Here is a 12,353-nt window from a genome sequence, read left to right as displayed (position 1 = left end):
CCCGGCATCCAGTCGTGAGCCCGTATTTCCATCTTATCGGGGAACAACCACCTTGCTATTCACTACCGTGACCAATCTGGCGCCCAGAGCGGCGGCTCGCTCCCGCGATTACCCCATGTAACGGGCGAAGCCCAGCCAGCGCTTAAAGTGAAACGCGGTTTCCACAAAAGAAAATGCCGCCCGAAGGCGGCATTTCAAAGTGTTTGGCTGCGGCCAGCCTCAGGCCTGTGCGAAGGCACCATGGCAATGCTTGAACTTCTTGCCGGAGCCGCAGGGGCAGGCCTCGTTGCGGCCAACATGGCCCCAGGTTGAAGGATCGGCCGGATTGCGGTTTTCCGGGGCAACAACAACTTCCGAAGCCAAATAAGCGGGCGCGAAATCGTCCTCACCGGTATTCGGATCGAGATGGTGCGCCTGCATGAATGGCGGTTCCGGCTCGGCCGGCGCCTGCTGCACGAGTTCGACGCGCATCAGCTGTGCTGTGACTGCTTCGCGCAGGTTGTTGAGGAGCGAGGTGAAGAGCTCGAACGCTTCCGACTTGTATTCCTGCAGCGGATCGCGCTGTGCATAGCCGCGGAAGCCAATGACGGAGCGAAGGTGGTCGAGGTTGACAATATGCTCGCGCCACAGGTGGTCGAGCGTCTGCATCACGACCGAGCGCTCGACGTAATGCATGATATCGGGACCGAAGCGCTCGGTCTTCTCGGTGAAGGCCGCATTCGACGCTTCCGTCAGGCGTTCGCGAATGTTGTCCTCGCCAATGCCTTCTTCCTTCACCCAGTCTTCGATGGGCATATCGAGATTGAGCAGGGCGGCGGTCCGCTCTTTCAGGCCTGCCGCGTCCCACTGCTCGGCATAGGCGCGTTCCGGAATATGCTTCTCGACGAGGTCTTCGATGACCTCACGGCGCATATCGGAAACGGTTTCGGAGATGTTCGGCGATTCCATCAGTTCGAGGCGCTGTTCGAAGATCACCTTGCGCTGATCGTTCAGAACGTCGTCGTACTTCAGGAGGTTCTTGCGGATATCGAAGTTGCGGGCTTCGACCTTCTTCTGCGCGCGCTCGAGAGCCTTGTTGATCCAGGGATGGACGATCGCTTCGCCTTCCTTGAGACCGAGCTTCTGCAGCATGCTGTCCATGCGGTCGGAGCCGAAGATGCGCATCAGGTCGTCCTGAAGCGACAGGTAGAACTTCGAGCGGCCCGGGTCGCCCTGACGACCGGAACGGCCGCGCAACTGGTTGTCGATGCGGCGGCTTTCGTGGCGCTCGGTCGCGATGACGTAGAGGCCACCGGCTGCGAGTGCCTTTTCCTTGAGCTGCTTGATCTCTTCGCGGATCGCTTCGGCTTTTGCGTCGCGTTCCGGACCATGCTCTACTTCGCCAAGCTCACGCTCGACACGCATTTCAGGGTTGCCGCCGAGCTGAATGTCGGTACCGCGTCCTGCCATGTTGGTCGCGATCGTTACCGCACCCGGCACGCCGGCCTGCGCGACGATATAGGCTTCCTGCTCGTGGTAGCGGGCGTTCAGAACCTGGAAGTCCTTGAAGCCCTGCTTGCGCATGAGATCGGCCAGATATTCGGACTTTTCGATCGAGGTCGTGCCGACAAGAACCGGCTGGCCGCGCTTCTGCGCGTCCGCGATCTCGGCGATGATCGCCTTGTACTTCTCCTCGAACGTCCGGTAGACCTCGTCGTCCTCGTCGGTACGCTGGATCGGCAGGTTGGTCGGCACTTCGACGACGTCGAGGCCGTAGATGTTGCCGAATTCTTCGGCCTCCGTCTGCGCCGTACCGGTCATGCCGGCGAGCTTGTCATACATGCGGAAGTAGTTCTGGAAGGTGATCTGCGCCAGCGTCTGGTTTTCCGGCTGGATCTGCACCTTTTCCTTCGCTTCCAGCGCCTGGTGCTGACCTTCCGAATAGCGGCGGCCCGGCATCATGCGACCGGTGAACTCGTCGATGATGACGATCTCGTCGTTGCGGACGATGTAGTCCTTGTCGCGCTGGAACAGCTTGTGGGCCTTGAGCGCGTTGTTGACGTGATGGACGATGGCCACGTTCTCGATGTCGTAAAGCGAAGCGCCCTTCAGCAAGCCGGCCTGACGCAGCAGGTTCTCCAGCTTTTCGGTGCCTTCTTCGGAGAAATTGGCAGAGCGTTGCTTTTCGTCGATCTCGTAGTCGCCTTCCGACAGAAGCGGAATGAAGGCGTCGATCGTGTTGTAGAGATCGGAGCGGTCGTCGAGCGGACCGGAGATGATCAGCGGCGTACGTGCTTCGTCGACGAGGATCGAGTCCACTTCGTCGACGATCGCGAAGTTATGACCGCGCTGGACCATCTGGCTCTTCTCGTACTTCATATTATCGCGCAGATAATCGAAGCCGAGTTCGTTGTTGGTCGCGTAGGTGATGTCGCAATTATAGGCGGCAGCGCGCTCTTCGTCCGACAGGCCGTGAACGATGACGCCCGTGGTCAGGCCAAGGAAGCCGTAGATCTTGCCCATCGTGGCGGCGTCGCGGCGGGCGAGATAGTCGTTTACGGTGACGACATGCACGCCCTTGCCGGCGAGTGCGTTCAGATAGACCGGCAGCGTGGCGACGAGCGTCTTGCCTTCACCGGTCTTCATCTCCGCGATGTCGCCGCTATGAAGGATCATGCCGCCGATCAGCTGTACGTCAAAAGGTCGCAGGCCAAGGACGCGGCGCGACGCCTCGCGCACAACGGCGAAAGCGGGCACGAGAATATCGTCCAGTGTCTTGCCGTCTGCCAACATCTTGCGGAATTCGACGGTCTGGGCAGCCAGCTGTTCGTCGCTCAGGGCCTTCGTTTTCTCTTCGATGGCGTTGATGGCTGCGACGTTCGGCTGGAAAGACCGCACGCGGCGGTCATTGGCAGAGCCAAATATTTTGCGGGCTATACCGCCAAAGCTGACCATATGACTGGTCCTTTCTCAATAATATTCCCCGGCTTTTCTTATCCGCTGCCCGGCCGAATTTCAGGCACACGTCTCGAAACGCCAGGAAACTGTTCTGGACGCGAGGTTGCGTGACAGATAAGAGGGGGGTCGAATGATGTCAACGGATTTGGCTGATATAGAAAGGCCACATTCCGGTGTTGATGGCTGTTTCAGGCTGGATTCACGACGTTGAAGCCGGTGGGTTTAACTGTGAAGGGTTATTTGATGTTGAACTACAACAAAATCGCTGTGATGGCGTTCGCAACTTTCGTTGCGTTCCAGGCGCCTGTCCGTGCGGAAGACAAGCCGGATGCCGTCATTGCCAAGGTCGGCGATGTCGAGATTCATCAGTCCGATCTCGATCTGGCCGTCGCCAATCTCGACCCGCAGCTTGCGCAGCTGCCGGAGGACCAGAAGAAGATCGCCGCTCTGTCCGCCGCCATCGACGTCAAGCTGCTGGCGCAGGACGCGATTGCCGAAAAGCTCGACCAGACTGCCGAATTCAAGAAGCGCATGCAGTATCTCGCCGATCGCGAACTGCACAACGCCTATTTCAAGAAGCACGTTGTCGACACGGTTACCGATGAGGAAGTCAAGGCGCGCTACGACAAGGAAGTCGCTGCTCTGCCGAAGCAGGAAGAAGTGCACGCCCGCCACATCCTCGTGAAGACCGAGGACGAGGCCAAGGAAGTCATCAAGCAGCTCGACGCCGGTAAGAACTTCGCGGATCTCGCCAAGGAAAAGTCCACCGATCCGAACAAGGCCGACGGTGGTGATCTTGGCTATTTCACCAAGGGCCGCATGGTGAAGGAATTCGAGGAGGCCGCCTTCGCGCTTGAAAAGGGCACCTACACCAAGACACCGGTGAAGACCGACTTCGGCTATCACGTGATCCTCGTCGAGGATAAGCGCGATGCCGCTCCGCCGGCCTTCGATCAGGTCAAGGATCAGGTTCGCCAGCTTGTCATGCGCGACAAGTATCTCGCGCTTCTTGCTGCCGCCAAGGAAAAGTCCAAGGTTGACATCACCGACGAGGCGCTGCGCAAGGGCTACGAAGATGCCAACAAGCAGCCGCAGCCGGGCGGTGAGCCCGCGCCGCAGCCGCAGCAGTAAAATCTAAAAGGTAGGGCCCGGTTCTTCCCGGGCCCTTCACTATTCGTTGTCGTATTTCCGCTGAGCGAGCTGGCTACACTTCGCCCGGAAATCCATTCAGCCATCAGGTCGATCGCCATGTCCGGTTCCGTTTCTCCGCTCGCTCCGAAATCCTATGCCACGATGCCCGATTTGCGTGGCGTACGCATGGCGACTGCATCAGCCGGCATCAAGTACAAGAACCGCACCGATGTACTGATGATGGTGTTTGACAAGCCGGCGGCAGTGGCGGGTGTCTTTACCCGCTCGAAGTGCCCCTCGGCGCCGGTCGATTTCTGCCGCGCAAACCTGCCGCATGGCGCAGCGCGTGCCGTCGTCGTCAACTCCGGAAATGCGAATGCCTTCACTGGCCTGAAAGGCCGCGAGGCGACGGCCCTGACCGCGAAGTCGGCGGCGATTGCTGTTGGCTGCGGCGAGAACGAGGTTTACCTCGCGTCCACCGGCGTTATCGGCGAACCGCTGGATGCCACCAAGTTTTCTGGCGTTCTCGATCAGATGTACAAGGACGCGACCGGCGACTTCTGGTTCGAGGCGGCCAAGGCGATCATGACCACCGATACCTATCCGAAGGTCGCGACCCGCACTGCCGAAATCGGCGGCGTGAAGGTGACGATCAACGGGATCGCCAAGGGTGCCGGCATGATTGCGCCCGATATGGCGACCATGCTCTCTTTCGTCGTCACCGATGCAGATATCGCTCCCGCTGCCCTGCAGTCGCTCCTGTCCGCGGGTGTCGATCCGACGTTCAATTCTATGACGGTCGATAGCGATACTTCGACGTCGGACACACTGATGCTGTTTGCAACGGGTGCGGCCGCCGAGGACGGTCAGGTCCGTGTCGAGAAGGCGGACGACCAGCGCCTCGGCTCGTTCCGCGCTGCCCTCAACGATCTCCTCAAGGATCTTGCGCTGCAGGTCGTTCGCGATGGCGAGGGCGCGACCAAGATGCTCGAGATCACTGTGACCGGCGCCGAGAGCGATGCCGCGGCCAAGAAGATCGCGTTGTCGATTGCCAATTCGCCGCTCGTCAAGACGGCGGCCGCCGGCGAGGACGCAAACTGGGGCCGCATCGTCATGGCGGTCGGCAAGTCTGGCGAAATGGCCGATCGCGATCGGTTGGCGATCTGGTTCGGCGACGTACGGGTCGCCGTCAATGGCGAGCGCGACGCCGGCTATTCCGAGGAAGCCGCGACCAACGTGATGAGACAGCAGGATATTCCTGTGAAGGTGGACATCGGTCTCGGAAACGGCGTCGCCACGGTCTGGACGTGCGACCTTACAAAGGAGTATGTCGCCATCAACGGTGACTACCGGAGCTGATCTTCCATTGACTGAAGCATTACCCAAGAAGGCAAATCTGCCGCTCGTGCGCAGGCTGGAGGCCGTTGGCTTTCGAGCCTGGCCGGCCTCGTCCGTGCAGTATGACGGCAGCTGGCAGATACGGCTGACGGCTGGGCATCCGTCCAATCGGCTGAATTCAATCGTGCCGCTCGATCCGTCCGATCACCGCGATGTCGAGATCCGGCTCGCGAAGGCAAGCCGCAAGTTCGAAGCCTATGGTCGCCCGGCTGTTCTTCGTCAGACGCCGCTCGCTTCGCCGGTGCTAATCGATCTCGTACGGGAGCAGCAGTGGGTGCCTTTCGACGAGACGGTCGTGATGACCTGCGATCTTGCTCATGCGGAGCTGCCGGATACGCTCGATCACCTGCCGACGCACGATATCGGCCGCTTCGTGGATGCCAACCTGACAACCGATGGCGTGTCGTCCAAACTGAAGCCCGCGCTGGCCGAGATCATAAATGCGATCAAGCCGCAATCGGGCCTCTTCATGATCGAGGATGCGCAGACGGGGCCGGTGGCGACCGTTCTTTGCGTTCAAGACAATGACCTCGCCGGCATTATGTCGCTTTCCGTCGCCAAGGAGCGCCGTCGCGAGGGACTTGGCTTGGAAATCCTGACCTCGGCTCTGCGCTGGGCGAGGATGCGCAGCGCCCGTTCCGCCTGGTTGCAGGTCAAGGCGACGAACGCTCCGGCATTGGCGCTCTACGAGCGGCTCGGCTTCCATGAGGCCTACCGCTATTCCTATTGGCGGCAGGAGCTATCGCGATGAGCGACGGAACCCGAAGCATCCTTCTCGTCGCCGCTTGCGCGTTGATCGATTCCGACGGGCGCATTCTGCTGGCGCAACGTCCTGAGGGAAAATCGCTTGCCGGACTTTGGGAGTTTCCCGGCGGCAAGGTGGAGCAAGGCGAGACGCCGGAAGAATCGCTGGTGCGCGAGCTTCACGAGGAGCTTGGGATCACGACGAAGGTCGCCTGCCTGGCGCCCTTGAGTTTCGCGAGCCATACCTATGAGAAATTCCACCTGCTGATGCCGCTTTATATCTGCCGGCGCTATGAAGGAATTCCGCACGGGAAGGAAGGGCAGGCATTGAAATGGGTGAGGCCGCAGGCCCTGCGCGACTACCCGATGCCACCGGCTGACGAGCCGCTTATTCCAATATTGCAGGATCTACTTTAGAAATTTCTGATCATTATGCCGCAAGCGTCCGATTTGGGTGTGGATATTAATCGATCGTTTAACACCTTCTGCCAAATATCGGCCTCAATCAAGCAACTGGCGTGTGTGTAAAAGGCTTGACGCATGGACGACGATTTCTGGAAAGCTGTGAGAGAAAAAGAACAGGCCTCGACTGCCTCGAGCAGAACGGGTGCGCTGAACATCGCACTGCTGTTTGGTACCGCTGTTGTTGCCCTGACTCTGATCTTGACGCCGATGCTTGCCGACAAATCCAAGTCGAGCGTCTTTGCCAGCGCGCCGTCCGAATTGGATACGATTACAACGGGCTCGATACCGAAAAGCGAGAACGGCAAGCGCTACACGATTCGCCAGAGCGTTCTTCAGGACACCCCGGGTTCCGTCTGCGTGGTCCAGGGTTACGGAAACGGAGCTGGCTGCTGAGACTGGCGTTGCTGCAGCGGCAGTTGCAACGTGATGGACGACTGCCGCTTTAGCGCCGAGGTGGATATGCGAGTGGTAAGAGCATTTCTGGCAGACATCCGCGGCGCAACCGCGATCGAATACGGCCTGATTGCGGCCCTCATATCCGTCGCTCTCATCGGTGGGGCACAGGCGATTGGCGGTAATATCAACAGCGTCTTGAGCTATATCGCGGATCAGTTCCCCAACTAAGCCGATTTCTACTGTTTCAGCTTATGCTCCTCGACCCTTAGCGCGTCGGCGAGCCTGACCTTCGCCGAGCCAGGGCGAAGCGGCTTTTGTTGGCTTTCGTGCGGCGCCCACCCCGAGACATAAATAATCGAGAAGGTTGCCCTGATCCGGCCGTCCGGGTCAGCATAACGCTCGGCGTAGATTTCGGCCGCACGTAGAAAGAAGGCGCGCGTCAAAGGCTTGTGGCTGCGCGCGATCAGCGGATTGCTCATGCCCATTGCCCGCAGATCCTTCATCAGCGGAAAGATCGAGTCATAGCGCACCGTATAGGTCTCGGCGTCGATCACCGGCAGGGCGAAGCCGGCGCGCTGCATCAGGCCGCCGACGTCGCGGACGTCAGCAAAGGGGATCACCCGTGGGCTCGCGCCCCCGGTCATCTCGATTTCCGTCGCCAGCAGCACTTCGCGCAGTTCCTGCAGCGTGCCGGCCCCAGGGATCGCGGCAAGAAAGAGCCCGTCCGGCTTCAGGGCGCGACGGATCTGGATGAAAACGCCGGGCGTATCGTTGGTCAGGTGGAGGCTCAGTGGCGCCAGCACCAGGTTGGCCGACTGCGGCTCCAGTGGAACCTCTTCCAACGCGGCCTCGACAAAGGGCTCGTCCGCCTTAACATAGGTCCGCTCGCTCTCGACGCGCGTCAGTTGCCCGATCTTGCCGGTCGCCACCGCCGCATGGGCCGCAGCGCCCGTCGCACCATGCAGCTCGACCGCCTGTTCGAATGTGCGTTCGACTACGGCAAGGCGCTCACCCAGTTCCTCGGCGGCGATATCAAGGAGGAACGCCGCCTTGGGGTCGTGGTTGCGAAGCGCGCGATGGCGGTTTGCCGCAATGCGGGCCTGGTCGAAGATCATGTCCATGGCGCAGTGAATAATCCTGCAGGGCAGGCGCGGCAAGGCGATTTTCCTCTGAGGCGAAACGCGCTAATCTTTCGTGACAGGGTTGAAGAGCCAATGGGCCTTAGGAGATTACGATCTTCCATGCAGTTGAAAAGGGCGCTTGTGGCGCGTCCCTTCGGGTTACTGGCGGACCTCGTCTATCCGCCGGGATGCGTGGTTTGCGGCATCACCACCGGCCGTCACGGCGGTCTTTGCCCGACGTGCTGGTCCGCTGCGTTTCATCGAACGGCCGTATTGCGAAGTGCTGGGTATACCGTTCTCGCATGATCTTGGGTCTGGCATCCTCAGCGCCGAGGCGATTGCCAATCCGCCGCCGTTCGACCGGTTACGGTCTGCGGCTTTTCATGACGAACCGGTGCGGCAGCTGGTGCACGGCCTGAAATTCCGCGACCGAACAGATCTCGCGCCGATGATGGCTCGGTGGATGCTAAGAGCGAGTGACGGAATGGTCGAACGGTGTGACGCCATCCTGCCGGTGCCGCTGCATCGAAGCCGTATGTTTTCGCGGAGATTCAACCAGGCGGCCGAACTGGCGCGTCATCTCGCGCAGCAATCCGGCAAGGCGCTTCTGCCGGCAACCTTGACACGCATCAAGCGCACCCGCCCGCAAGTCGGCCTCGGCGCAAAGGCGCGCGAGGAAAATGTTCGCGGTGTCTTTGCCATTGCCAAGTCGCGGGACAACGATGTCTTCGGTAAGCGGCTAATCCTCGTCGACGATGTCTATACGACTGGTGCCACAGTCGCCGCGGCAGCGAAGGTACTGCGCAAGGCAGGAGCGGCGGACATCACGGTTTTGACCTTTGCAAGGGCTCTTTCAGAAACTATATGACGAAAAGATAACCTGTATTGTCTGGAGTCCTCATGGCACCCGTCACCATCTATACGCGCCAAGCCTGCGGTTATTGCGCGCGCGCCAAATCGCTGCTGTCCGAAAAGGGCGTCGATTTCGTCGAGCACGATGCAACCTCTGCGCCGGAGCTTCGCCAGGAGATGATCGGCAAGTCCAACGGTCGCACGACCTTTCCGCAGATTTTCATTGGCGAGCAGCATGTTGGCGGATGTGATGATCTCTATGCGCTGGATCGTGCCGGCGGGCTTGATCCTCTGCTTGCGGCATAAGGAAGAACGATGACGTTTACGGCGGCCGCCATCCAGATGTGTTCCGGCGTCGATCCCGAGAGGAACGCGGCGGCGATGGCGCGCCTCGTCCGCGAGGCTGCAGGCCGGGGCGCGACGTATGTGCAGACGCCAGAGATGACAGGCATGCTGCAGCGCGACCGGGCGGCTGCCAAGGCGTTGCTGCGCGACGAAACCAACGATGTCATCGTCCGAACCGGTTCGGAGCTGGCCCGGGGTCTGGGCATCTTCATGCACGTGGGCTCCACCGCCATCGCGCTCGATGATGGCAAGCTCGCCAACCGCGGCTATCTCTTCGGCCCCGACGGCAAGATCCTCAACCGTTACGACAAGATCCACATGTTCGACGTCGATCTCGACAACGGCGAGAGCTGGCGTGAGAGCGCGGCCTACCGCCCAGGCTCCGAGGCGCGTGTGTTGTCGCTTCCGTTTGCCGAAATGGGCTTTGCGATTTGCTATGATGTTCGCTTCCCCGCGCTTTTCCGCGCCCAGGCCGTTGCCGGGGCCGAAGTAATGACCGTGCCTGCCGCCTTCACGAAGCAGACGGGCGAAGCGCATTGGGAAATCCTGCTGCGGGCGCGTGCAATCGAGAACGGCGTTTTTGTGATTGCCGCTGCTCAGGCCGGTCGTCACGAGGACGGGCGTGAGACTTTTGGTCATTCGATGATCATCGATCCGTGGGGCAAGGTGCTGGCTTCGGCCGGTCCGGAAGGCGAAGCCGTCATTATCGCCGACATTGACACCGCTGCCGTCAAGGCCGCCCACGACAAGATTCCGAACCTGAAAAACGGCCGTGATTTTTCCATCGAGAGGGTTGCAGGGGAAGTCGCAGGAGGCGTAGCCGCTTGATCCGTTATTCCCTGCGCTGTGAAAATGCTCATGAATTCGAAGGCTGGTTTTCCGAAAGTGCCGATTTCGATCGCCAGGTCGCATCAGGCTTTCTGACCTGTCCCGTCTGCAATTCCGCATCCATCTCCAAGCTCCTGATGGCGCCCTCCGTCTCGACGGCGCGCAAGAAGGACGAGATGCAGACGCTCGCGATGGATACGATGCGTCGGGACGCGTTCCAGAAGCTGAAAGAGGCCGTCGCGACGATCAAAGCCAATTCCGAGGACGTCGGAACGCGGTTTCCTGAGGAAGCGCGCAAGATCCACTATGGAGAGAGCGACGCTCGCGGGATCATCGGGCAGACCACTATGGATGAAGCGCAAGCGCTTCTTGAAGAGGGCATCGAGATTGCCGCCCTGCCTGTTCTGCCCGACGATGTGAATTAGTGCGCGCTGTAAGCTCCGTCGACGAGATGGTAGCTGCCGGTGATGAAGCTTGCCTGCTCCGACAATAGGAAACAGGTGAGTGCTGCCACTTCCTCCGGTGTGCCGCGCCTGCCCATCGGCTGCAGTGCCTCCATGCGGCGGCTGCTCGCAATATCGCGATGTTCTGAGGAAAGTGGTGTTTCAATCCAGCCGGGGCCGACCGCGTTGATGCGGATGCCCAGACGCGCATACTCTATCGCGGCCGCCTTTGTCAGTCCCACGACACCGTGCTTGGCCGCCGTATAGGCACATGCAATCGGCAATGCGACGGCACCGAGCACCGACGACACGTTGACGATCGCGCCGCCGCCGCCAGCCAGCATGGCCCCGATTTCGTATTTCATGCAGTAGAAAACGCTGTTGAGATTGACGTCCATCAGCTTGTGCCAGTTGTCGAGCGGGTAATCTCCCGTCGCCCTGCGCACACCATCGACGCCCGCATTGTTGACCGCAAGATGCAGGCCGCCGCACGCATCGGCGGTTGCTGCAACCAGCTTTTCAACCGCCGCCGCATCGGTAACATCGACGACAAAATGGCGGGATTTTCCTCCTTTTTCGCGAATCTCCGCAGCAACGCGCTCTGCTGCTTCGGCATTGATGTCCGCGACAACAACCTCCGCACCCTCCTCAGCCAATTGCCGGGAGATGGCCGCGCCAATCCCCGAGCCTGCGCCCGTGACAATCGCCACTTTTCCTTCGAAACCAAGATTCATTGTTTCTTGCTACCGCTCCCCTGCAGCCAGATCAATTCAAACGCGAACAGTTGCAACCTCCCTGAAATCCTCCGTGTAGGCGCCGGCGTTACGGCGCGAACCGTTCCAACCTAGCTTTGCGGCACATGTTATCGCAAGAGGTGCCTTCTCATTGGGGGACATTATGAAGGACTTATACAACGTTAGGGAGGTTTCTGCACAGAAGAGCGCCGGAGCGATCCGACGATGGCTTGGCCTGAAAACAATGGGATGCTAAAGGAAGGCAATAGGGCTCACCATAATCAGCAGGTAACGATGGACAACGACCATATTACGCGCCGTGGCCTAATCTTGGGCTGTGTGGCTTTGATGACCTCTGGATGCACCACAGCGAGTTGGCCGATAGGGAATCCCTTTGCTTCGACAGGTGCCACCAGCTACCGCAATCGGCGACGGGAGGTTGCGTATTCGGGCAGCGAACAGCCGGGTAGCATCATTGTCAACACCTACGAGCGTTATCTTTACTATGTCGAGGCCGAAGGCCGTGCCACGCGCTATGGTGTTGCGGTCGGGGAAGAAGGTCTCACCCTGAAGGGCAATGCCGTTGTCGGGCGGAAGGCCGAGTGGCCATCATGGACGCCGACTGCGAGCATGATCGAACGCAAGCCGCGGTTGGCGCAGTATGCTGGGGGGGTTCCCGGAGGGGAAAACAATCCTCTCGGTGCTGCGGCGCTCTATCTCTACCGTGGCGGGCAGGATACCTACTTCCGTATCCACGGGACAAATGAACCGTGGCTGATCGGACAGGCGGTGTCGAATGGTTGCATCCGCATGACAAATGAAGACATCGTTCACCTCTACGGCCGCGCGCCCGTGGGGACCAGCGTTTTGGTCATATGATACTTACATTTTGTATCGATATTGCCACCGTCTGTTAGCATTGCGCGTCGCCTGCGCGACGCGAGGTGGCACTGTGCCCT

The 12,353-nt window shown here is 60.0% G+C and carries 13 protein-coding genes and 1 pseudogene; 11 read left to right on the top strand and 3 right to left on the bottom strand.

The window, feature by feature from the left end:
* Window positions 1-219: 219 nt before the first annotated feature.
* On the bottom strand, window positions 220-2,934 hold the full coding sequence (gene secA, locus ATY79_RS19985) for a preprotein translocase subunit SecA (RefSeq protein WP_088693709.1): 2,715 nt from the start codon (window positions 2,932-2,934) through the stop codon (window positions 220-222).
* A 246-nt stretch (window positions 2,935-3,180) separates the two neighbouring features.
* On the opposite strand from secA, the gene ATY79_RS19980 reads away from it, so the two are divergent.
* The 6 genes from ATY79_RS19980 to ATY79_RS19955 all read left to right on the top strand — a co-directional run bounded on the left by ATY79_RS19980 (window position 3,181) and on the right by ATY79_RS19955 (window position 7,299).
* Window positions 3,181-4,068 (top strand): peptidylprolyl isomerase, encoded by an 888-nt coding sequence (locus tag ATY79_RS19980; protein ID WP_088693708.1) that lies wholly within the window; start codon window positions 3,181-3,183, stop codon window positions 4,066-4,068.
* 117 nt (window positions 4,069-4,185) lie between these two features.
* Entirely contained in the window at window positions 4,186-5,427 is a 1,242-nt protein-coding gene (argJ, locus tag ATY79_RS19975; RefSeq protein WP_088693707.1) for a bifunctional glutamate N-acetyltransferase/amino-acid acetyltransferase ArgJ, read from the top strand.
* Window positions 5,428-5,434: 7 nt separating this feature from the next.
* Window positions 5,435-6,217: a GNAT family N-acetyltransferase gene (locus ATY79_RS19970; RefSeq protein WP_088693706.1), complete on the top strand. Its 783-nt coding sequence runs from the start codon at window positions 5,435-5,437 to the stop codon at window positions 6,215-6,217.
* A complete protein-coding gene (mutT, locus tag ATY79_RS19965) occupies window positions 6,214-6,627 on the top strand; it encodes an 8-oxo-dGTP diphosphatase MutT (protein ID WP_088693705.1) in 414 nt (137 codons plus the stop codon). The genes ATY79_RS19970 and mutT overlap by 4 nt, the downstream gene beginning before the upstream one ends.
* Before the next feature lie 123 nt (window positions 6,628-6,750).
* Entirely contained in the window at window positions 6,751-7,068 is a 318-nt protein-coding gene (locus ATY79_RS19960) for a hypothetical protein (protein WP_088693704.1), read from the top strand.
* Window positions 7,069-7,134: 66 nt separating this feature from the next.
* Complete coding sequence (locus ATY79_RS19955; protein ID WP_088693710.1) at window positions 7,135-7,299, top strand: Flp family type IVb pilin; 165 nt, start codon at window positions 7,135-7,137, stop codon at window positions 7,297-7,299.
* Window positions 7,300-7,307: 8 nt separating this feature from the next.
* Here the strand turns inward: ATY79_RS19955 and ATY79_RS19950 are convergent, their stop codons facing one another.
* Complete coding sequence (locus tag ATY79_RS19950; protein WP_088704680.1) at window positions 7,308-8,192, bottom strand: methyltransferase domain-containing protein; 885 nt, start codon at window positions 8,190-8,192, stop codon at window positions 7,308-7,310.
* A 93-nt stretch (window positions 8,193-8,285) separates the two neighbouring features.
* Between ATY79_RS19950 and ATY79_RS19945 the strand changes: the two are divergent.
* The 4 genes and pseudogenes from ATY79_RS19945 (at window position 8,286) to ATY79_RS19930 (ending at window position 10,642) form a co-directional block, all read left to right on the top strand.
* Window positions 8,286-9,060: pseudogene (locus ATY79_RS19945) on the top strand (ComF family protein).
* Between the two features lie 32 nt (window positions 9,061-9,092).
* Window positions 9,093-9,350, top strand: a complete 258-nt coding sequence (gene grxC / locus ATY79_RS19940) for a glutaredoxin 3 (protein WP_088693702.1) — start codon at window positions 9,093-9,095, stop codon at window positions 9,348-9,350.
* Window positions 9,351-9,359: 9 nt separating this feature from the next.
* Window positions 9,360-10,217, top strand: coding sequence for a carbon-nitrogen hydrolase family protein (locus ATY79_RS19935; protein WP_088693701.1), 858 nt, complete (start codon window positions 9,360-9,362; stop codon window positions 10,215-10,217).
* Window positions 10,214-10,642 (top strand): DUF1178 family protein, encoded by a 429-nt coding sequence (locus ATY79_RS19930; RefSeq protein ID WP_088693700.1) that lies wholly within the window; start codon window positions 10,214-10,216, stop codon window positions 10,640-10,642. Before ATY79_RS19935 ends, ATY79_RS19930 begins: the two co-directional genes overlap by 4 nt.
* Here ATY79_RS19930 and ATY79_RS19925 read toward each other — a convergent pair.
* The gene (locus ATY79_RS19925; RefSeq protein WP_088693699.1) at window positions 10,639-11,394 is read right to left on the bottom strand and encodes an SDR family NAD(P)-dependent oxidoreductase; all 756 of its coding nucleotides are present in this window, start codon (window positions 11,392-11,394) and stop codon (window positions 10,639-10,641) included. The two genes, ATY79_RS19930 and ATY79_RS19925, sit on opposite strands and share 4 nt — an antisense overlap.
* Before the next feature lie 294 nt (window positions 11,395-11,688).
* Between ATY79_RS19925 and ATY79_RS19920 the strand changes: the two genes are divergently transcribed.
* Complete coding sequence (locus ATY79_RS19920; RefSeq protein WP_088693698.1) at window positions 11,689-12,273, top strand: L,D-transpeptidase; 585 nt, start codon at window positions 11,689-11,691, stop codon at window positions 12,271-12,273.
* The last annotated feature ends 80 nt before the right edge of the window (window positions 12,274-12,353 follow it).

Origin of the sequence: Rhizobium sp. R693 (genome assembly GCF_002211315.1) — a bacterium.
Classification (GTDB): Bacteria; Pseudomonadota; Alphaproteobacteria; order Rhizobiales; family Rhizobiaceae; genus Rhizobium.
The sequence above is the reverse complement of the archived record's forward strand: the minus strand, read 5'-3'. Positions and strand labels throughout refer to the sequence as shown.

Excerpts from the sequence above, each read along its gene's own strand:
- secA (WP_088693709.1), bottom strand. The coding sequence starts at position 2,934 with ATGGTCAGCTTTGGCGGTATAGCCCGCAAAATATTTGGCTCTGCCAAT.
- ATY79_RS19980 (WP_088693708.1), top strand. The coding sequence starts at position 3,181 with ATGTTGAACTACAACAAAATCGCTGTGATGGCGTTCGCAACTTTCGTT.
- argJ (WP_088693707.1), top strand. The coding sequence starts at position 4,186 with ATGTCCGGTTCCGTTTCTCCGCTCGCTCCGAAATCCTATGCCACGATG.
- mutT (WP_088693705.1), top strand. The coding sequence starts at position 6,214 with ATGAGCGACGGAACCCGAAGCATCCTTCTCGTCGCCGCTTGCGCGTTG.
- ATY79_RS19960 (WP_088693704.1), top strand. The coding sequence starts at position 6,751 with ATGGACGACGATTTCTGGAAAGCTGTGAGAGAAAAAGAACAGGCCTCG.
- ATY79_RS19955 (WP_088693710.1), top strand. The coding sequence starts at position 7,135 with ATGCGAGTGGTAAGAGCATTTCTGGCAGACATCCGCGGCGCAACCGCG.
- ATY79_RS19950 (WP_088704680.1), bottom strand. The coding sequence starts at position 8,192 with ATGGACATGATCTTCGACCAGGCCCGCATTGCGGCAAACCGCCATCGC.
- grxC (WP_088693702.1), top strand. The coding sequence starts at position 9,093 with ATGGCACCCGTCACCATCTATACGCGCCAAGCCTGCGGTTATTGCGCG.
- ATY79_RS19935 (WP_088693701.1), top strand. The coding sequence starts at position 9,360 with ATGACGTTTACGGCGGCCGCCATCCAGATGTGTTCCGGCGTCGATCCC.
- ATY79_RS19925 (WP_088693699.1), bottom strand. The coding sequence starts at position 11,394 with ATGAATCTTGGTTTCGAAGGAAAAGTGGCGATTGTCACGGGCGCAGGC.
- ATY79_RS19920 (WP_088693698.1), top strand. The coding sequence starts at position 11,689 with ATGGACAACGACCATATTACGCGCCGTGGCCTAATCTTGGGCTGTGTG.